The sequence below is a fragment of the Vibrio sp. QJM3NY_39 genome (assembly GCF_057785895.1).
Window position 1 is genome coordinate 2,627,418 of sequence record NZ_CM173505.1, and the last position, 21,245, is coordinate 2,648,662.

Annotated in this window: 16 protein-coding genes; 4 read left to right on the forward strand and 12 right to left on the reverse strand. The window is 44.5% G+C overall.

Features of this window, described 5'->3' with window-relative positions; all coding sequences use genetic code 11:
* Nucleotides 1-118: 118 nt before the first annotated feature.
* The 9 genes from AC3CHU_RS11630 to prmB form a co-directional block, all read right to left on the reverse strand.
* On the reverse strand, nucleotides 119-1,231 hold the full coding sequence (locus tag AC3CHU_RS11630; RefSeq protein ID WP_488524599.1) for an ABC transporter ATP-binding protein: 1,113 nt from the start codon (nucleotides 1,229-1,231) through the stop codon (nucleotides 119-121).
* A 6-nt stretch (nucleotides 1,232-1,237) separates the two neighbouring features.
* The gene (locus tag AC3CHU_RS11635) at nucleotides 1,238-2,095 is read right to left on the reverse strand and encodes a carbohydrate ABC transporter permease (protein ID WP_050052727.1); all 858 of its coding nucleotides are present in this window, start codon (nucleotides 2,093-2,095) and stop codon (nucleotides 1,238-1,240) included.
* Nucleotides 2,092-3,030: a carbohydrate ABC transporter permease gene (locus tag AC3CHU_RS11640; protein WP_065206801.1), complete on the reverse strand. Its 939-nt coding sequence runs from the start codon at nucleotides 3,028-3,030 to the stop codon at nucleotides 2,092-2,094. The genes AC3CHU_RS11635 and AC3CHU_RS11640 overlap by 4 nt, the downstream gene beginning before the upstream one ends.
* Nucleotides 3,031-3,211: 181 nt before the next feature.
* The gene (locus AC3CHU_RS11645; RefSeq protein WP_488524600.1) at nucleotides 3,212-4,459 is read right to left on the reverse strand and encodes an ABC transporter substrate-binding protein; all 1,248 of its coding nucleotides are present in this window, start codon (nucleotides 4,457-4,459) and stop codon (nucleotides 3,212-3,214) included.
* 110 nt (nucleotides 4,460-4,569) lie between these two features.
* Nucleotides 4,570-6,015, reverse strand: coding sequence for an ATP-binding protein (locus tag AC3CHU_RS11650; protein WP_146456856.1), 1,446 nt, complete (start codon nucleotides 6,013-6,015; stop codon nucleotides 4,570-4,572).
* A gap of 72 nt (nucleotides 6,016-6,087) precedes the next feature.
* Entirely contained in the window at nucleotides 6,088-6,816 is a 729-nt protein-coding gene (locus AC3CHU_RS11655; protein ID WP_017076788.1) for a response regulator, read from the reverse strand.
* Between the two features lie 157 nt (nucleotides 6,817-6,973).
* On the reverse strand, nucleotides 6,974-8,431 hold the full coding sequence (locus AC3CHU_RS11660) for a protein adenylyltransferase SelO (protein ID WP_488524601.1): 1,458 nt from the start codon (nucleotides 8,429-8,431) through the stop codon (nucleotides 6,974-6,976).
* Nucleotides 8,432-8,993: 562 nt separating this feature from the next.
* Nucleotides 8,994-9,635, reverse strand: coding sequence for a LysE family translocator (locus AC3CHU_RS11665; protein ID WP_065206805.1), 642 nt, complete (start codon nucleotides 9,633-9,635; stop codon nucleotides 8,994-8,996).
* 269 nt (nucleotides 9,636-9,904) lie between these two features.
* On the reverse strand, nucleotides 9,905-10,837 hold the full coding sequence (prmB, locus tag AC3CHU_RS11670) for a 50S ribosomal protein L3 N(5)-glutamine methyltransferase (protein WP_054548177.1): 933 nt from the start codon (nucleotides 10,835-10,837) through the stop codon (nucleotides 9,905-9,907).
* Between the two features lie 62 nt (nucleotides 10,838-10,899).
* Between prmB and smrB the strand changes: the two genes are divergently transcribed.
* A complete protein-coding gene (gene smrB, locus AC3CHU_RS11675; protein WP_171309194.1) occupies nucleotides 10,900-11,430 on the forward strand; it encodes an endonuclease SmrB in 531 nt (176 codons plus the stop codon).
* Nucleotides 11,431-11,600: 170 nt separating this feature from the next.
* Here smrB and sixA read toward each other — a convergent pair whose 3' ends face one another.
* Nucleotides 11,601-12,065 (reverse strand): phosphohistidine phosphatase SixA, encoded by a 465-nt coding sequence (gene sixA, locus AC3CHU_RS11680; protein ID WP_054548175.1) that lies wholly within the window; start codon nucleotides 12,063-12,065, stop codon nucleotides 11,601-11,603.
* Nucleotides 12,066-12,369: 304 nt separating this feature from the next.
* Between sixA and AC3CHU_RS11685 the strand changes: the two genes are divergently transcribed.
* Entirely contained in the window at nucleotides 12,370-15,147 is a 2,778-nt protein-coding gene (locus AC3CHU_RS11685) for an insulinase family protein (RefSeq protein WP_488524602.1), read from the forward strand.
* A gap of 485 nt (nucleotides 15,148-15,632) precedes the next feature.
* Here AC3CHU_RS11685 and fadJ read toward each other — a convergent pair whose 3' ends face one another.
* The gene (fadJ, locus tag AC3CHU_RS11690) at nucleotides 15,633-17,879 is read right to left on the reverse strand and encodes a fatty acid oxidation complex subunit alpha FadJ (RefSeq protein WP_488524603.1); all 2,247 of its coding nucleotides are present in this window, start codon (nucleotides 17,877-17,879) and stop codon (nucleotides 15,633-15,635) included.
* Nucleotides 17,879-19,186, reverse strand: a complete 1,308-nt coding sequence (gene fadI, locus AC3CHU_RS11695) for an acetyl-CoA C-acyltransferase FadI (RefSeq protein ID WP_488524604.1) — start codon at nucleotides 19,184-19,186, stop codon at nucleotides 17,879-17,881. The genes fadJ and fadI overlap by 1 nt, the downstream gene beginning before the upstream one ends.
* A 562-nt stretch (nucleotides 19,187-19,748) precedes the next feature.
* Here fadI and AC3CHU_RS11700 point away from each other — a divergent pair.
* The gene (locus AC3CHU_RS11700; RefSeq protein WP_029224857.1) at nucleotides 19,749-20,297 is read left to right on the forward strand and encodes a sigma-70 family RNA polymerase sigma factor; all 549 of its coding nucleotides are present in this window, start codon (nucleotides 19,749-19,751) and stop codon (nucleotides 20,295-20,297) included.
* A complete protein-coding gene (locus AC3CHU_RS11705) occupies nucleotides 20,290-21,018 on the forward strand; it encodes a DUF3379 domain-containing protein (RefSeq protein WP_145565706.1) in 729 nt (242 codons plus the stop codon). Before AC3CHU_RS11700 ends, AC3CHU_RS11705 begins: the two co-directional genes overlap by 8 nt.
* Nucleotides 21,019-21,245 lie beyond the last annotated feature (227 nt).

Here is a 21,245-nt window from a genome sequence, read left to right on the forward strand (position 1 = left end):
ATAAAAAGCAAGTATAGACAACGAAAAAGACAGCATCACATTACTTATTACTCGTTGGTGATACTGCCTTTGATTTAGACATGAACTTTGATGGTTAAACTAACTCAGCAACTAGAAGTTAGAATTCGATTCTCGCTTCGGTTTGAGCATCGAAGAATACCGCCTTTGATAAGTCAAAATGAAGCGGCGCCATTTGCCCAACCGACACTTCAAATTCTGGCGATAAACGACACGCTACTTCTTGGTCGTTCACTTTAACCATTGCGATGGTATCTGGCCCTGTTGGCTCCAACACTTCCAATTGCAGGTCTAGCTTTGTGGTTGCCGACACATCATCACCTTCTTGCTCGGTAATGTGTTCAGGACGCAATCCAATGACCAATTCCTTGCCATCTTGGTCACGCATACTCTGTGGCAATCGGATATGGTGTTCTTGTTCGGCGGTACCCACCACTTTGATGATCGGGTTTTGCTCATCATCAAGATCCACCATGGTCTTAATGAAATTCATAGAAGGTGAACCCATAAAGCCCGCCACAAACATATTGTTTGGCTTGGTGTAGATCTCTTGAGGTGTACCTAACTGCTGCAGTTCACCGTCTTTCATTACTGCGATGCGATCAGCGAGAGTCATCGCTTCGATTTGATCATGGGTTACATAAACAATCGTGGTATTCAGCTTCTGGTGCAGACGTTTAATCTGATGACGCATCTCAACACGCAGCTTGGCATCCAAGTTAGAAAGCGGCTCATCAAACAGATACAGCTTAGGACGACGAGCTAGAGCACGTCCCATCGCGACACGTTGACGCTGACCACCAGAAAGTTGCGACGGTTTACGATCAAGCAACTGTTCGATTTGCAGCATTTCTGCCACTCGATTAACCTCAGCCTCGATCTCTTGTTGCGGCATCTTGCGGATCTTCAAACCGAAAGCGATATTGCCGCGTACCGTCATGTTTGGATAAAGCGCGTAAGACTGAAACACCATCGCAATATCGCGATCTTTAGGTTCAACCTGCGCCACATCGACACCATCAATCACGATTTCACCCGAGCTAATATTTTCGAGCCCAGCGATGGTATTCATTAGGGTGGATTTTCCACACCCCGAAGGGCCGACAAGTATCAAAAATTCCCCCGAATCGATACTAATGTCGATGCCCTTTAACGTTTCGTTGTCCGCGTTGCGATAGGTTTTACGGATCTGTTTTAAATCTAATGTTGCCATGGGTAATTATCCTTTTACTGATCCTGCCGTTAGGCCACGAACAAAATATTTTCCTGCGAAGACGTACACCAACAGCGTTGGCAGTGCGGCGATGATCGCGGCAGCCATGTCGACGTTATATTCTTTAACGCCAGTACTGGTGTTGACTAGGTTGTTTAATGCCACGGTGATCGGCTGAGTTTCTGAGCCGGAATAGACCACCCCGAACAAGAAATCATTCCAGATTGCGGTGAACTGCCAGATCACCGTCACCATGATGATCGGTGTCGAGATCGGTAATAAGATCTTGAAGAAAATCGTAAAGAAACCTGCACCATCAAGCTTTGCCGCTTTGATCAATTCATCAGGAATCGAGATATAAAAGTTACGGAAAAACAGTGTGGTAAATGCCATACCGTAGATAACGTGCACAATCACCAAGCCGATGGTTGTGTTCGCTAACCCCATCTTGCCAAGCATGGTTGCCATTGGTAACAACACCACTTGAAATGGGATGAAGCAACCAAACAACAGCAAGCTGAAGAACAGATTCGAGCCTCTGAATTGCCATTTCGTCACAACATAACCATTGAATGCACCGAGCAATGTTGAAATCGCAACCGCAGGAATCACCATTTGGAATGAGTTCCAGAAGTAGCCTTTGATGCCTTCACATTTCACGCCCGTACAGGCGGTATCCCACGCTTTATACCAAGCATCGAACACCCACTCTTTCGGCAAGCTCATCAGGTTGCCCGCCTTGATATCAGGCAGAGTTTTGAATGACGTCAGCGCCATCACGAATAATGGCATTAGGTACACTAAACAGAAGAAAAGCAGTGCTGAATAAATAAAGATTCGAGCAAAGTTGACGTTATTCATCATGACTTTTTCTCCCTAAGTTCAGAGTAAAGATAAGGCACGAGAATCGCTAAGATACCGGCAAGCATCATCATGGCACTAGCAGCACCAAGGCCAATTTGTCCACGAGTAAAGGAGTGTGCGTACATGAATAGAGCAGGAAGATCCGATGAATAACCTGGGCCACCCGCCGTCATTGCCGTAACAAGGTCAAAGCTCTTAATTGCAATGTGAGAAGTAATGATCACCGCACTGAAAACCACAGGGCGCAAGCAAGGTAAAATGATTTTGAGATAGATAGTGGGTAAGCTTGCTCCATCAATTTGTGCCGCTTTAATGATTGATGAATCGATACCGCGCAGCCCCGCTAAGAACATTGCCATCACGAAACCTGAAGACTGCCAAAGTGCTGCGATAACCAAGGTGTAGACCGACATTTCTGAATTGACGAGCCAATCGAACCTGAAGTCAGTAAAACCCCAGTCATGCATCAGTTTTTCAATACCAAGACCCGGATTAAGAATCCATTTCCACGCCGTACCCGTCACGATGAACGACAACGCCATTGGGTATAAATAGATGGTACGAATCGCGCCTTCTTGGCGGATGTTCTGGTCAAGTAATACTGCTAAGCCAACACCTAGCAAGATAGCAATCGCCATGAATAGAAAACCAAACAAACCGAGGTTGGTGATTGAGGTAATCCAGCGATCGTTGTCCATCAGCTTTTCATATTGGGTTAAACCAACGAAGTTAAAGCTCGGCAGAAATCGAGAGTTGGTGAACGACAACGCTGCCGTCCAAAAAATGTAGCCGTAGATGCACACCACGGTCACTAACGCAGTTGGCGCCAGTACAATTTTAGGTAACCAATGTTGTAACCTGTCAGCAAAACTTGGTTTTGGCGCAGGCTGGCTCCTTGTGGATTTTGGAGTCGACTCAGTCAAAACATGCTCCATAACTTATCCTTGTTGCACAATCGAGCCAATGGCTTACCTTTCGGCACCACATCAGCATCACGCATATCAGAATTAGAAGTGAAGAGCAGATAGACTCCCTACGAGCCTACCCACCCTGGGGGTTCGATAAAGCAACACATCCCGTCACTCACGTGCGTTGTGCGTTGCTTATCAAGTTAGATTAGATAGCGGCTTTCACTGCTTTAGCTAACTTAGCTGCCGCTTGTTTAGGATCGGCATCTTTATCATTGAAGAAGTTGGTCACTACGTCATAGATAGCGCCTTGAGCGTAGCTTGTTGTCGCTAGGCCGTGAGCCATACTCGGAACAAGATCGCCAGATTCAGCACTTGCTTTGAAGGTTGCCATTGAGTCCAACGCACATTGGTCGAATTTAGACATGTCCATATCTAGACGTACAGGGATTGAACCTTTGTTAAGGTTGAAGACTTCTTGGAAGTCTTTAGTAAGAATGGTTTTCGCTAGGTCTTGCTGCGCTTTTTGGTTCTCTTTGTCACTTAACTCAAAGAACGCAAAGCTATCGATATTGAAGGTAAATTGGCCGTCAGTACCTGGAGCTGGTGCACAGATGTAGTCTTTACCCGGTACTTTGCCTGCCGCAGTAAATTCACCTTTCGCCCAGTCACCCATGATTTGCATCGCGGCTTCGCCATTAATAACCATTGAAGTTGCGACGTTCCAATCACGACCTGGAGAGTTGCTGTCGATGTAGTCGCGCATTTTTTTGAATTTGGTGAACACTTCCACCATCTTGTCGCCAGATAATACGTCCATATCAAGATCAACGAACGCTTTGTTGTAATCTTCACTGCCTAGTACATCAAGTGCTACTGCCTCAAATACCGTCGCGTCTTGCCAAGGTTGACCACCGTGAGCCAGTGGAATGAAGCCAGCCGCTTTAATCTTGTCTGCAGCAACAAAGAACTCATCTAATGTCGTTGGAACCGTAACGCCTGATTTTTCTAAAACAACAGGGTTAGCCCAAAGCCAGTTAACACGGTGAACGTTGACAGGAACTGCTACATATTCACCATCCCACTTCATCACTTTAGTCACTACTTCTGGTAGTAGTTCATCCCACTGTTCTTGTTTAGCAGTCGCATCGAGAGACGTTAGAAAACCTAAACCACCCCACTCTTGAATATCATGACCTTTGATCTGCGCTGCAGAAGGTGGATTGCCCGATACTGCTCGAGTTTTCAAAACAGTCATCGCACTTTCACCGCCGCCACCAGCAACAGCAAAATCTTTCCAAGTATGGCCTTGTTCTTCAATCATCTCTTTCAGTACCGCTGCGGATCTCGCTTCGCCACCGGCAGTCCACCAGTGAAGCACTTCCACTTCACCAGCTTGAGAAAATGTTGAGGCAGCAAGAAGAGATAGAGTAAGTAGGGTTTTATTGATTTTCATTATAATCTTCCATGTTTAGCGGACTCGACGTCCGGTTCAATAAAGAGTCTACTTATTCTGATTTATAAGATTGAAACAAAAGGTAAGCCCTATGTAACACAATTGTTACATTACACTTCTAAGCCTCTTGGTATATAGACTTTGGCTTCTAAGCCACCTTGAGAGGAGTTGCGAATAATGAGATCTCCGCCGTGTCCATGCAGAATATTGCGACAGATCCCGAGCCCTAGACCGTGTCCTTGGTCGTCGGTTGCAAGCCTAAAGTAGGGTTCGAAAACCAACTCTAACTTGTCTTCAGGGATACCTTTGCCATGGTCTTGAATCGTCACAATGACCCACACAGAATCACTGCTGATATCCACCTCAGCTGATTGTCCATATTTCACAGCATTATCGATAAGATTAGTAAGCACGCGTTTGATCGCTAGCGGTTTGGCAACAAAAGGCTCAATCACTGCAGGTTCAAACTCGACCTGAGTTTGGTATTGATTGTGTAGTTCAATCACAGAGAGCATCATCTCGTTCAGATCGATAATGGCATTATTTTCATGAAGGTCGGTGTCTCTGACCGCTTGTAATGCGCCTTTCACCATCATCTCAAGCTCATCCAAATCCTTGTTGAACTTGTCTTTCTTGACCTCACTTTCCAATAGCTCGGCTCGAAGCCTTAAACGGGTGATTGGCGTCTTCAAGTCATGAGAGATAGCCGAGAACAAATGCTCTCGGTCGGCAACATAACGACGAATCCGTTGCTGCATACGATTAAAAGCTCGGGTCGCCGTCACCAGTTCCGTTGCCCCTTCTTCTTTTAGTTGGGGCTGCTGAATATCCATGCTCATTTCATTAGCCGCTCTTGCCAGCTTTTTAAGAGGTCGCACTTGACGACGAATCATCAAGTAAGTCAGCACCAGTAGAATGAGCGTTGAAGAAACTAAGAAGATCACCTGCTCTCTGCCAAGAATCGTATCGTCGAGCTTCACATATGGCGCTGGCAACAATGCCGCAATGTACACCCATTCGTGACTGGCTAATTCAATCTGAACAACCAAGATAGGTGGATTAAGAGGTTCTAACGTTAACGTATGATGCGCCCATGATCGCGGAAGATCGCTTAAGTAGATGTCGTTTTTAAGCAAGCGAAGGTGTTCAGGTCGAGAGAAATCAACCCGCACTGACGCCACTTTATTGAGTTTGCTACTCAAAACACTTTCTATGGCTTCAATCGAGGCGGTTTTTAAGCGGGTATCTGGGATCGGTTCGACAATCAAAGCCTCTTTATTAAAAGAAACAAAGAAACGCGTACCGCCCATATTGCGGATCTGATCCAACACGATATGACGATATTTAACGGGCAGAGACTGGAAGAAAGTCACCGTTGAGGCAAACATGTTCGCCATGCTCGAAGAGGCAGAACGAATCCCCTCCAGTTCTTTGTGCTTGGATTCGCTATACCAAATAGACGTTGCGATACCCTGAGCGATCACCACCGCTAACAGCGTCAGCAACAAGGTTCTTGCGACCAAAGAGTTTGGCTTTAACCTGCTCAACCAGTTCATACGAGATACTTCATACAGAATACTTCATTGGAAATACTTAATTAGCATTACTTCATTAACAATAGGTCATGCTTAGTGCTCATACTGAACAGGCACAGCAAGAATGTAGCCATTGCCGCGCATGGTTTTGATGTAGTGAGGGTATTTACCGCTGTCGCCCAATCGGCTTCTCAGGCGACTAAGCTGCACGTCAATGCCACGTTCAAAAGGCAGCGCTTCTCGGCCTCTGGTTGCGAAAGAGATAGTATCTCGGTCGAGAACTTCGTTAGGACGAGTTAAGAACAGCATTAACAAAGAAAAGTCACTGCCCGACAAGTCCATTTCTTCTGAATTTTCATTGTGGGAAATTCGATGCGCGAGCGTATCAAGTGTCCAATCACCAAAAATGATTTGCTTTGGCAGTGCATCACTCGGTTTGTCATCCACCACTTGAACACGGCGTAGTAGTGCTTTGATACGAGCCATTAATTGGCGCGGACTAAATGGCTTGGCAATGTAATCATCGGCACCAATTTCTAAACCAATAATTTGATCGGTTTCATCCGAGACTGCAGTCAGCATGATGATTGGCACATTGGATTGCTTTCGAACTCGCTGACACAAGGTAAAACCATCGTCACCGGGGAGCATAACATCGAGCAGAATCAGATCGGGATAACCTTGGCTTTGCAGGTGGGTTTCTAATTCAACACCGTCTCCAACAGAAGAGACATCGAAACCCGATTTTGTGAGGTACTCTTCCAGCAGCTCGCGGATTTCTTGATCATCATCCACCACGAGAATTCGAGTATTTGTTGGCATCGCCCAAACCTATTAAATTTACAACTTATTCACATAGTGTATAGGCTGGACGATTATTTGATTATTGACATGTTTGTAAAGTTAGACGAACAAACAGATAAAGATCACATCTTAGTGACCTCTACCTGTACTTAGCGACTCAAAGAATCATCGAAGGTTAAGAGGAACAGCTGATTTCCATGGCTTTGCCCCACTCAGGAGGCAGAGCTGCAAGGTGTTCATAGTCTGGGTGTTCTGCATAAGGGTCAGCCAGAACCACCATTAGTGCTTCAATATCGCTGCTATCACCGCGTTCCGCTTTATCTATGGCGAGTTGAGCAAGGTAATTTCTGAGGATGTATTTCGGGTTCACCTGTCTCATCTTTTCACAGCGATCTGCCACTGAACGGTCTTCTAATTCGCAGCGTTGTAAGTAGTTATCCATCCATAGCTTTGCTGCCTCGCGGTCGATAATCAAATCAATCACTTCCTGTGGCGACAAGGTATCCAAGTTCGACAGCGTTCTAAAGAATCTTGGGTAGTCGACTTTGTTTTGCGACATCAGCTCAAACATAGATTCAAACAAACGACTGTCACCTTCTTGTTTCGAAAGCAGCCCCAACTTACGACGCATCATCTGACTGAAATAACCATTCATTTGTGGTTCGTATTGTTCGAGTGCAGCCTCAAGTTCGGCTTTATCCACCAGCGGCGAAAGAGAATGAGCCAGTGCCGACAAATTCCATAATCCAATTCTTGGCTGCTGATTAAAAGCATAACGACCTTGGTAATCCGAGTGATTACAGATCAATCTTGGGTCATATTCATCAAGGAACGCGAATGGGCCGTAATCGAAGGTTTGCCCGATAATTGACATGTTATCGGTGTTCATCACTCCATGAGCAAAACCATTCGCTTGCCACAATGCGACCATTTCTGCAGTGCGATCAACAATCTCATTAAACATGGCTGCGTAGGGCTTCTCTTCATCGAGGCATTCTGGGAAGTGCCATTCGATGACTTTGTCGGCCAATAATTTATGTTCTGCCAACTGATTGGTATAAAACAGGTGTTCAAAGTGACCGAAACGGATATGTGACTCAGCAGCACGCACCAACAATGCACCCCACTCTTTCTTCTCACGGTAAACAGGCGTGTCACTGGTCATCATTGCCAATGCACGTGTGGTTGGGATATTAAGCCCCGCCATCGCTTCGCTACATAGATACTCACGAACGGTTGAGCGAATAACAGCACGGCCATCGCCCATACGAGAATATGGAGTTTTACCCGCACCTTTAAGGTGTAAGTCGAACGTTTCACCACTTTTCGCTACCACTTGAGCTAATAACAGCCCTCTTCCATCACCTAAATCAGGGTTATAAGAGCCAAACTGGTGGCCTGCGTATTTCATTGCTACTGGTGAGAATTGCTCAGGTTCAACATTACCGGATAACGTCTCAAGCAATTCCTCGGAAGCGTTTTCAAATGACGGAAAGCCAAGTTCATTCGCAAGATTATGGTTCCATGCGAGCCATTGGACATTGCTGAGCGGTGTAGGTTGAATTGGGGTATAGAACAGTCGAGGTAATACGATAAATCGATTGTTAAATGAAATAGAATCCCAGACAGACATGAGAGGCACACTGTAGATAAAAGATGATTTAAGATTATCACAGTTTGGTAACAACTTCAGAGCAGGTTACATGTCTAGCCTGTTAAGAGAAGGCGACTTGGTTGCTTTGCGAAAAGAAGGAGTTTACTCAGAGAAAATCGCTACTAACTAGAAAGTGGCTATTTAGAAGGAAGTGGATGTTAATAAAAATAGTTACTAGGAAAAAGCTAAGTGGCTAGCCTGATGAGAAAAGCCACATTTACGAGAGGAAGAGTTCTAACTTTGAAGACTTTTTGAAAAGTGTATTCATAATAAAAACTAAAAATATAGAGCCATAAAATGACTACATTAGAGCAAGAATACCCACAAGAGAAAGGGTAGAGAAAATCCAAGTACGACTGATTACGCCAAAATTACTGTGTTGAATCATTTCTTGATGCTGCATATGTCTCTCCTGAGAACGTGATGGTGTAACACCAATATATCGACTTTACACCGATATCAGCAAGCACATTAATATTAACCTTTTATTACAGCATCAAGAATATTCTGTAACTATTCAAGCCATCAATCACTTCATCAATTATGCTCGGCTTGTCGTCGAAAGCAGTGCTCCAGCACCAATAAATACACCACCTGTTACACGATTGAATACCTTGGCTCGGCCTTTAGCAAACAACCAATTTGACGACTTCGCGCCTAAATAGGCGTAAACCAATAACCAAGACAATTCCATTACAATAAAGGTCAAAGCAAACACGGTGAACTGTGGAACCAGAGCGATCGATGGGTCAATAAATTGCGGAAAAAGTGCGGTAAAAAATAGGATAGCTTTGGGATTGCTCGCACCAACAATGAAGCCACTTAAATAATGCTGCGCAGCACTTTCTTTAACAGATTTAGAATCGGCTTGTTGATTGGATAGGCTGTCATAATCTTGTTGGCTAGAACGTAGTGACTTCCAACCAAGATAAATAAGGTAAGCAGCACCGGTCCATTTAATGACATTAAACACCACCTCAGACGAAGCGATAATCACACCCAGCCCAGTAAACGATAACGTTAGAATTCCAGTAATCGCAGTTAAGCTACCCAGCGCGGTAAATATCGATAATTTAAAGCCAGATTGCACACCTTTGGTCATGCATAATAAAGAGCTTGGCCCGGGCGAAGCTGTCAAAACCAGCACAGCTAATAAATAATAAATCCATGTATCAAAGCTCATCGCGAATTCTCCTTAACTCACTAAAACGAGTAAACATTGAATATCAATATGTGATAGTTATTCACATTAAGCAACTAAATAATATGAAACCAATCCTCAACGCTAAGTACGATATCCAAAATTTAGGCAATAAAAAACGCCATGCACTGCTGCATGGCGTTTAAATTAATACAGATAGGGTTTCTTTAATAACGAAGGTAACCCGAATCTAATCAAAGAAGCTTTTTCGATACAAAGTTTAGTCTGTGCAAACTTAGTCTATAAAAAACTTAGTCTTTGTAGATAGAGAACTCATCTGCGCAAGCCACTAACTGCTCGCGAGTGATCATGAATACGCCATGACCGCCATTCGAGAACTCAATCCAAGTAAATGGAATTTCTGGATATTGGTCCATCATGTGAACCATTGAGTTACCCACTTCACAGATCAAGATACCATCATCAGTTAGGTAATCTGGTGCGTTAGAAAGAATACGGCGAACCAGTTTAAGGCCATCAGTACCCGCTGCTAGGCCAAGTTCCGGCTCATGAGTAAACTCTTCTGGCAGGCTGTTCATATCTTCTTCGTCCACGTACGGTGGGTTCGATACGATCAGGTTGTATTTCTCTTTTGGTAAATCACGGAAAAGATCTGAACGGATTGGGAACACTTGCTGCTCCATGCCGTGATCTTGAACGTTCTGCTCAGCAACTTGCAATGCGTCAGTAGAGATATCAATCGCGTCTACTTCAGCATCAGGGAATGCATGAGCACAAGCAATAGCAATACAGCCACTACCCGTACAAAGGTCCATGATGCGCGTTGGCTCTTCAGTTAACCAAGGTTGGAATTGAGCTTCGATCAGCTCACCAATTGGCGAACGAGGCACAAGAACACGTTCATCAACGAAGAACTCTAGACCACAGAACCAAGCTTTGTTGGTTAGGTAAGCCGTTGGTGTACGATCATTGATACGCTTGATTACGCGCTCAACAATACGCAGACGTTCGCTGCTCGTTAGACGAGAGTTCATCACATGCGAAGGAACATCAATCGGCAGATAAAGAGTAGGTAAAATAAGTTGTACCGCCTCATCCCACGCGTTATCAGTGCCGTGACCATAAAAAAGGCCCGCTGCGTTAAAGCGACTAACAGTCCAACGAATCACATCTTGAAGCGTGTGTAGTTCTGATACCGCTTCTTCTACAAAAATCTTATCCAAAATTGTCTCCGAAAAGCGCTACAATACTGCTAATTACGTTTCTAATTAGAATTCATAACCTGATGAGCAAAAAAGACACCGACTTCGATGACGATTTCGCCCTATTCAACGATGCAGTAAAGGGCGTTAAAAAGTTGCAACAGGATACCATAGTCCAGCAGCCAAAAAGAAATGCCAAGCAAAAAGAAATTACTCGCACGGCAAGACAAGCCAGTGATAGCGAGTTTTATTTCTCGGATGAGTTCATTCCGCATCTTAGCGAAGAAGGCCCAACACGTTATGCGCGTGATGATGTCTCTAAGTATGAGGTGAAGCGCTTACGTCGTGGTGTCTACGTACCTGATGTGTATCTTGACATGCACGGTATGACTCAACAAGAAGCGAAACGCGAGTTAGGTGCAATGATTGCTCATTGCATTAAAGAAAGTGTCGCGTGTGCTTGTGTTCAACATGGTATCGGTAAGCACATTCTAAAACAGAAAGTGCCTTTGTGGTTAGCACAGCACCCGGATGTAATGGCTTTTCACCAAGCACCATTAGAGTTTGGCGGCAACGGCGCGCTGCTGGTTTTACTTTCCATTCCCGATAAATAACCTCTAGTTTGCTGTTTATTCAACAAAAGTTAACTAGCCAGTTATTGATTCGTACAAACAGCGTTTCAGAAATGACAAAGGGCATCTCAATTGCATTGAGGTGCCCTTTTTATTTGTCTTCAACTTTGTCTTTTTTTTGTAAAAAAAGAGCCCAACGAGCTTTGTCTAGTCTATGGATTAATATTCCAAAGTAACTCGCCCTTTTGTGTCTCAAGGTCGAATTCGATACAAGCTAATCCAGAAGTCGGAAACATTGGTGGTGCCATGCCTGTCGCGAACTCAGCGGTTAAGTAGCCAACTAGAGGTAAATGAGAAACAAACAAAATGGTCTCTAGTTTTTCTACTTCAGCCATCGCTAAAGTCAAATCAAACACGTCGTCAGACATTCCATAAGGCGTAATATCATCACAGGTTTCTACTTTCTTTCCGGAAAACGCCTGAGATATTTCTAACCACGTTTCTTGTGCCCTTAAATATGGGCTCACAAGCACTTTATCGAATTGACTAATCCCCTGCTCATTTGCAGCTTGAGCCACTGCAAGAGATGCCATTTTCCCGCGCTTGGTTAACGCTCGTTCTGCATCCGAGTCCGCAAAATGTTCTGCTTCACCGTGGCGCATTATGAATATTTTCATGTTCAGTCCTGTCTACGTAACATTTCGAAAGTCGATATATCCCATATCAGCGATACGCTACTTAGCGTTTGGCTCTCAAACTAGAGAAGCCGCAGTCTATATAAATAATTATATCAAGTCACTTGCTAAAGAGTTCGACTTTCTTAACAATCTTATTAAAAGAAAATAAATCACTGATAAAAATCGATAAAAATGATTTAGAAGTCGCCAAAAAGCTCTTCATATCCCAAAATGTGATCGCAAGGTTTGCACCTCAAATCATCGCGTACATAATTTAAAAACCACCTTCTCTGGAGATGCTTCTGTGCATTTAAGCCCTAATGATGAACATCAATACCGTTACGTAACCTTGGATAACGGATTGCGAGTACTGTTAGTTCACGATCAGAACGCTCAAAAAGCTGCAGCCGCACTCGCCGTTAATGTCGGGCATTTTGATGACCCTACCGACCGAGAGGGTTTAGCGCACTACTTAGAGCATATGCTATTTTTAGGAACTGAAAAGTATCCAAAGGTCGGAGAGTTCCAAAGTTTTATCAGCCAACATGGCGGTAGCAACAATGCTTGGACCGGAACCGAACACACCTGCTTCTTTTTTGACGTTGAATTGAATGCCTTTGAAACCGCACTCGATCGCTTCAGCCAATTTTTCACAGCACCACTTTTTAACGAAGAAGCACTAGACAAAGAACGCCAAGCCGTTGATTCAGAATACAAAATGAAACTCAACGACGACTCGCGACGCTTATACCAAGTTACCAAAGAACTGGTTAATAACAATCATCCATTCTCGAAGTTTTCTGTCGGTAATATCGAGACGTTGGGTGACCGAAACGGTGAAACGATTCGACAAGAGATCTTGGCTTTCTACCAGCAACAATATTCAGCCGATCTAATGACGCTGACACTGTCTGGCAATCAATCATTAGATGAGATGCAAAGTTGGGTTGAGGAGCGTTTTAGCTCGATTACCAATCACAAACTACAAGGCAAAAAGGTTGAAGTACCGATTATTGGCGAGTTAAGCACTGGCGTACAGGTACACGTAGAGCCGATAAAAGAAGTACGAAAGCTAATTTTAACCTTCCCTATGCCAAGCATGGACGAGCACTATGGGATTAAGCCATTATCATTCTTTGCACACCTTATCGGTTACGAAGGCGAAGGCAGTTTGATGATGCAGCTGAAAGAGAAAGGTTGGATTACTTCCCTCTCGGCAGGTGGCGGCGCAAGTGGCAGTAACTATCGTGATTTCACGATCAGTTGTTCAATGACCATCGAAGGCTTAACCAAAACCGATAACGTCGTTCAAGCAATATTTCAGTACATCAAACTCATTGAACAACAAGGCATCGAAGAGTGGCGTTATCTTGAAAAGCGCGCCGTTTTAGAGTCCGCTTTCCGCTTTCAAGAGCCCTCCAGACCGCTCGATGTCGTCAGTCATCTTGTTATTAACATGCAGCACTATCAAGAGCAAGACGTAGTGTATGGCGATTATAAGATGTCGCACTTTGACGAAGAATTACAACGATCTTTGCTTCCCTACTTATCTGTCGACAACATGCGGGTCACCATCGTAGCTCAAGGCTTCGAGTATGATAGAGAAGCGAAGTGGTACTTTACGCCCTACTCCGTCACACCTTTTAGCCCAGAGCAGACCCAGTGCTTTACGTGCATCAACCCCGGCTGGATGTTTGAGCTGCCAAGTAAAAACCCATTTATTTGCTACGACTTAGACCCTGCTGAACTCGAAGGTGATGCTAAGCACCCACAACTGTTAGAAGAACTGGATGGCTTTAAGTTATGGCACCTCCAAGACCATCAATTTCGAGTACCTAAAGGTGTGGTGTATATCGCTATCGACAGCCCACACTCAGTCGCCACCCCGAGAAACATCGTTAAAACACGCTTGTGTGTAGAGATGTTCTTGGACTCGCTTGAAAAAGATACGTATCAGGCTGAGATTGCGGGTATGGGCTACAACATGTATACCCATCAGGGCGGTGTAACACTCACGCTTTCGGGATTCAGCGAAAAGCAACCACAGCTGCTCAATATGATCCTTGAGCGCTTCCAAGCACGCGACTTTAGTCCAACACGCTTTGAAACTATTAAGCACCAATTGCTCAGAAACTGGAATAATGCGTCGCAAGATCGTCCTATTTCGCAACTGTTTAATGCGATGACCGGAATACTTCAGCCAAATAACCCGCCTTATTCCGTTTTAATTGAAGCATTGGAAACGATTGAGGTCGATGAACTCTCTTCTTTTGTTCAAGCGATTTTGGCAGAACTGCATGTCGAAATGTTTGTGTATGGTGATTGGAAAAAAGCCGATGCACACAAGATGGCTGAAACGCTAAAAGATGCATTACGTGTTCAAGACCAAGCTTACGAAGAGTCACTACGCCCGTTAATCATGTTGGGTGAAAACGGTAGCTTCCAACGCGAAGTCGTATGTAATCAAGATGATTCAGCCATCGTGGTTTACTACCAGTGTGCTGATATTTCACCTAAAAATATTGCGCTGTATTCATTGGCCAACCATTTGATGTCAGCCACCTTCTTCCATGAGATTCGTACCAAGCAGCAGCTAGGCTATATGGTCGGCACTGGCAATATGCCGTTGAACCGACACCCAGGTATTGTGTTGTATGTGCAATCACCGAATGCTGCCCCGGCAGACTTATTAGCCTCTATAGATGAGTTCCTCAATGCCTTTTACATGGTGCTGCTGGAGCTTAACGACTATCAATGGCATAGCAGTAAACGCGGCCTCTGGAATCAGATTTCAACGCCAGATACCACCTTGCGCGGTCGCGCTCAACGTTTATGGGTTGCGATAGGCAATAAGGACTTGGAATTCAATCAGAGAGAACGTGTCTTGGAAGACCTCAAAGGTCTAACACGCTCAGACATGATGCGTTTTGTTGTCAGCCAACTTAAACCTCGCACGGCAAATCGTCTGATCATGCATGCCCATGGTAATGCTCATAATGAGGAACAGAAGTTGTCGGCAGGTGTGGAGATTGGCTCAATTGATGAGTTTCAGTTACGCCCTAAAGACTGTGAGCTTGGCTGATAAAACTGGAATAAAAATCATAAGGTTGATGTGAAAGCATCAACCTTTTTTCTTGGATGAAGCACAAAATCAGATCTCCTATTACGCTCCTTCGTCGCTTTAGGAGATGACGGTAGTTTCGATTGCAATGCATTAGCCACAATCCCCCTATTAACACTAATAGCTTACTTTCAACCTCTCTTTGGTCATTCCCGAGAAGGAGAAACGACTGAATCGGGAATCTCCCGACACACCGATAATATCTGGCAAAACACATCCCTCTCCTCGTCATTCCCGAGAAGGAGGAACGACTGAGCCGGGAATCTCCCACACCAAGCCAACGCTACCTGACAGAACACACACTCCCCCGTCATTCCTGAGAAGGAGGAACGACTGAGTCGGAAATCTCCTTCCTTTCGCACACTCAAAAAAATAAAAAAAGCCCGCATCAATTGCTTGATACGGGCTTGATAATCAATGTGCTAGAACGTTACTTGTAGAGAGAGTTACTTATAAAAAGACTCATCCAAACCAGCACGTGTCAGTAGGCCATCGCATGGCGCAAAACGATCACCGTACTTCTTAGCGAAGTCGTTCATCATTTCGACCAATGACTTAATACCAATTTGATCCATGTATCGGAACGGACCTCCTAAGAATGGAGGGAAACCGATACCGAAAATAGCACCAATATCGCCATCACGTGGGCTGCGGATAATACCATCATCCAAACAACGAACCGCTTCGTTTAGCATAGGTAACACACAGCGCATCGCGATATCGTTATCGCTCAACTTAGGATCTGGTTGCAGCTTAAGCAGCTTGTAAGCTGACTTATCGACTTCTTTCTTCTTACCTTTGTAAGTGTAGAAACCTTTGCCACTCTTACGGCCTTTACGGTTGTCATTCAAAAGAATATCGAACACATCAGGGCCTTGGAAACGATCGCCAAGCTCATTCACTAAAATTGGAATAATCTTCGCGCCGATATCAACACCCACCTCATCTAATAAGGTGATAGGGCCAACCGGAAAACCGAAGTCCAATAACGTGCTATCGAGCTTTTCAATCGGCTCATTTGCCAACAATAAGTATGCAGCTTCATTCATATACGGAGCAAGAATACGGTTCACGTAGAAACCCGCCGTGTCTTTAACAACAATTGGCGTTTTGCCTTGCTTCTTCGCTAATGCAACAACTGTCGAAATCGTCTCTTCTGACGTTGTTTCATGAGGAATAACTTCAACCAATGGCATTTTATCTGCAGGACTGAAGTAGTGAAGACCGACAACGTTTTCAGGTCGCTGTGCCTTCTCTGCAATCTTGTGGATTGGCAATGAAGAAGTGTTGGTCGCAAAAATAGTCTCAGGTTTCGCATTCGCCTCAATGTCGGCAATCATCGATTGCTTAAGATCGAGGTCTTCGAACACGGCTTCAATCACGACATCGGTGTGATTAAAGCTCGTAAAGTCGATACCACCAGAAAGCTGTAGCATTTTACTTTCAAGTTCAGCTTTACTCAAAATGCGACGTTTACGTTGCTTGTCGAACAACTTAAAGTTGTAGTTAAGTGCGTTCAGAACACCTTCATTGGATACGTCTTTAATACGAACCGGTACTTTAGCTTTAGCAACGCTAACATGGCTAATACCCGCCCCCATTAGACCGCCACCCAATACACCAACGCGCTTAACGGCTTTAGGTTCTGCGTCTGCACCGTGTTCTTTTTTCATTTCAGTGGTTGCGAAGAAAATAGAGCGGAGAGCTTTAGATTCTGCGGTCATCACCAATTCAGAGAAGCGCTTCGCTTCATACTGAAGGCCTTTATCAAAACCATTCTCTAGGCCATAGCGAATTACATCTAGAATCGCATCTGCTGCTGGGTAATTGCCGCGTGTTTTCTGGTTAGTTTTCTTCGAAGCCTGTTCAAAAATCACCTTGCGACCAAGACCCGTGCGTGAAATAAGCTTCTCTTTGGTCGAAGCTTGGCTTTTAGATGCAAGACGCTTGCCTTTTTTTCCGCCTGAGTTCTTTTCAACAAAGCTCTTAGCGACTTCAAGCAAGATAGTTTCTGGCACACAAGCATCGACTACACCGAGCGATTTCGCTTTCTTAGCACGCAGTTGTTTACCCGTAAGAATAAGGTCAAGAGAAGGCAGCAAACCGATAAGGCGAGGTAAACGCTGTGTACCACCAGAGCCAGGCAACAAACCTAATTGAACTTCTGGCAAACCAAGACGAGTCTTGTCTGAATCGGTACATACGCGGTAATCACATGCCAGAGCTAACTCTAAGCCGCCACCTAAACATGGACCGTGAATCGCTGCGACTACTGGGTACGGAAGATCTGAGAGTGTTTGGAACATCTCCTGTCCTTGACGAGCGAGAGACTGCGCTTCATCAGCCGTCTTACAAGCATCCAGCATTCGAACATCAGCACCAGCAATGAAGTTATCTGGCTTTAGTGAATGAACGATCAAGCCCTTAACTCGGCTTTGCTTTTCCTTCAACTGCTCGAAGATGGCTTTCATTTCTTCGGCAAACGCCGCTTGTAGCGTGTTCATTTTTTCGTTTGGCACATCGATCGCTAGCCATGCAATATCTTGGTCATCGATAGTTAAAGAAAATGCGGTCGCCTGTTTTACGGCTTCATCGTTTGTAACTGTCTTGTCATTTTTGGATGCAGCCACTGGAGTTGAATCCGTTTTTTTGACTGCTTTCTTTTCTTTTTTCACATCAAGAGTCGTAGACATTATTCCACCTCCAAGATCATTGCTGCACCTAAGCCACCAGCCGCACAAGCTGTATTCAGTGCTAAGCCGCCGCCGCGACGTTTCAGTTCACGTAGTGTTTGGGTCATCATGCGTGCGCCAGTCGCTGCAAACGGGTGTCCGTAAGCAATTGAGCTACCCAGAACGTTGAACTTCTCCATATCAATCTCGCCAAGCGCTTTTTCACGGCCAAGGTTTTTCTGAGCAAATTCGTCACTTGCAAACATTTTAACGTTAGCCAGAACTTGGGCTGCAAATGCTTCGTGCATCTCGATAAGCGTTAGATCTGATAATTCTAGACCGGTATTCTTCAATACTTGAGAGGTCGCGTAAGTTGGCCCCATCAACATATCCGTTTCAACACCAATCGCTGAGAATGCATAGCCACGAATATAGCCAAGCACTTCTAAGCCTAGCTCTTTAGCTTTACCTTCGCGCATCAACATCACCGCAGCGCCGCCATCGGTAAGAGGCGTGGCATTGGCTGCCGTTACACTGCCGTATTTTCTATCAAATGCTGGACGTAATTTAGCGTAGCCTTCAACCGTTGAGTCGTGGCGAATATTGTTGTCTTCCGCTAGATACTTTTTATAAGGTGCCGGGAATGCCGTCATAACTTCATCTTTAATCTTGCCTTCTTTCCATGCTTGAGAAGCCAGAGAGTGAGATCGATGAGCGAGCGCATCTTGTTCTAGACGAGTGATACCATGAGTTTTTGCCATCTGCTCTGCGGTTTGTCCCATGGATAAACCTGTCGAGTATTCTGCGACTGCCGGTGGTACTGGCATAAGATCTTTAACGGAAAGCGTTTTAAGAATCTTAAGCTTTTGACCCATTGTTTTGGTTTTGCTGAGCGCTAATAAGTTTGCCGCTAACTTTTTCGAAACACCGATTGGCAATACAGAAGAAGAATCCGCACCGCCTGCAATACCGACATCAATCGTGCCAGCCATAATGCTCTCGGTCACGTTAACTGCCGCTTGGAAGCTGGTCGCACATGCTCGTGTCACACTGTAGGCATCGGTATTGATGTCCATGCCTGTACCCAACACGATTTCACGTGCAATGTTCGGTGCTTCTGGCATTTGCACTACTTGGCCGAACACCACTTGTTCAATAAGCGCAGGATCGACATCTGTTCTTGCAAGCATTTCGCTCACAACCATTTTGCCTAGGTCGACTGCAGGCACCTGACTAAATTCTGTGCTCTGACGAGCGAATGGGGTTCGTAATCCAGCGACAACGGCAACACGTTCTCCAGAACGGGTTTTGACTTCCTGTTTGCCCATGGTTTCTCCTTAATGTTAAGAGGTCTGACCTGAAGCATTGTAAAGAAGTTGTTAATTAAATCAAACGAGCGTTTAAATAAACGTGATACGAGTATCTCACTGTTTGAAAATATAACTGCGCATTCAGGCGAACCTTTTGGGGGGAAAGGTTGTCGTAAGAGACTAAACTATTGTAAGCAAAGACTGTTATCGCTGTGTAGGGAATGGTTTTCTTGAGGCAAAAAAAAACCACACAAAACTGTGTGGTCGGAATGTATATAAAGCAATTAACTTAACGCCAATTGAAATAATCAGTTTCCTGATTAGGAGAAAGTAAAGTCAGCCTTCAAAAGGAAGTGTCGTCTTGCTCAACATGCTAGCCACGAATGACTAACTAGACGACAAGGTGTACTATAGCTTGTTCGAGGCCTTAGATTTTGAAGTAGATCAATTTTAATGTGATTTTACGGTTTCCTGCCGATCGTTAGCCCTAAAAACGAAACAGAATATAAAAACGAAGCACAACGTATAGAGGACAGCTATACGCAGAGCAATTATGGAGGCTCGTGTGTCAATAATAAAAATGTTTGGAAAGAAAACAGCCAAGCGTCCGGTCAACTCTGATATGGACAAACAAAGAAAATACGAAGCACTCGTGCGTGCTTATCATCGTGACCTCTTTCGCTACGCTTATTGGTTATGCAAAGACAAAACCATTGCCGAAGATTTAGTGCAAGAAACTTGCCTTCGTGCATGGAAGTCATTAGATAGCCTTCAAGATGAAAAAGCCGCTAAGTCTTGGCTTATTACTATCTTGAGGCGCGAGAACGCACGTCGCTTTGAACGCAAACAGTTTGATCTAGTTGATATCGACGATCATGGTAATGATGCTAGTGTCAGTGATGACCCGCACCATCAACATTTGTGGTTGCAAGCTCAGATCATGAAACTTGAAGTTGATTACCGTGAACCACTCTTCCTACAAGTGATTGGTGGATTTAGTGGTGAAGAGATTGCAGATATCCTCAATCTCAACAAAAACACAGTAATGACACGTTTATTCAGAGCTCGAAATCAGTTGAAAGAGATGCTGGATACAGAAGAGGCAGAGAGGGGGCAACATAATGGATGATTTAGAATTTCGTCGTCGTGTTTTGTCGGAACCTAAACAACGAACACCAGATATTATCGATGCTGTAGCAAGTAGTGAAGCCAATAGTCACTTCTTAGACGATGTACTATCGCTTGATAAGCAGATCCATTCAGCAATGAATGTTGATGTGCCAGACGATCTTGCTGATCGCATTCTGTTCAATCAAACATCGAGCGAAGAAAGTAAAGTCGTAAGACCTACTTTTGCTCGACGAGCAATGGCGATGGCCGCTTCAGTTGCGTTCGTTGCAGGCTTATTGGTTGGACAGGTTAATTGGGGAAACGCACTGGTTGCTCCAGCTCAAGCAAGTTTGGTCGATACCGCGATGAAACATGTTGTTGATGAGAAAAGTTTTGTTAGTTCAATCGACGAACAAGTTACATCACAACAGATCAACGCAAAAATGAATCCATTTGCTTACCAGTTTGATGAAGCATTCCCTTATCATGTGTATTACCTAAACCATTGCGGTTTTGGTAAGTCCAACGCAATGCACATGGTTTTCCAAGGTGAAAAAGGCAAAGTCACTCTGTTTTTAACTGGAATTCCGACTGACAAGTCTATCGACTTTGATGAAAAAGGCATGTCAGGCTCAGTAACACCGATCGATGGCAGCAGTTTGATCCTTGTCGGCGAAGATGGCGAGGATGTCTCTAAAATCGCCGAAAAGCTAACCAAAATGATTAAACCGATGAGCTAATTCGCTCTCAAAGCCCCGTAACAAAAGGCCCAGCAAGTATATCACTGATATTGCTGGGCTTTATTTATCAATAAACCGCAAAACCATTCACCACACCAATACCTCTAGAGTTAAAACTCTAAAAAACAGCATTTCACACCATTTTCGTGCCAGATAGGCGTCATTTCCATAATTTTACCCTCAAAATTTCCAATGGTCGGATTTGTATATCGTATACTTGCGAATAG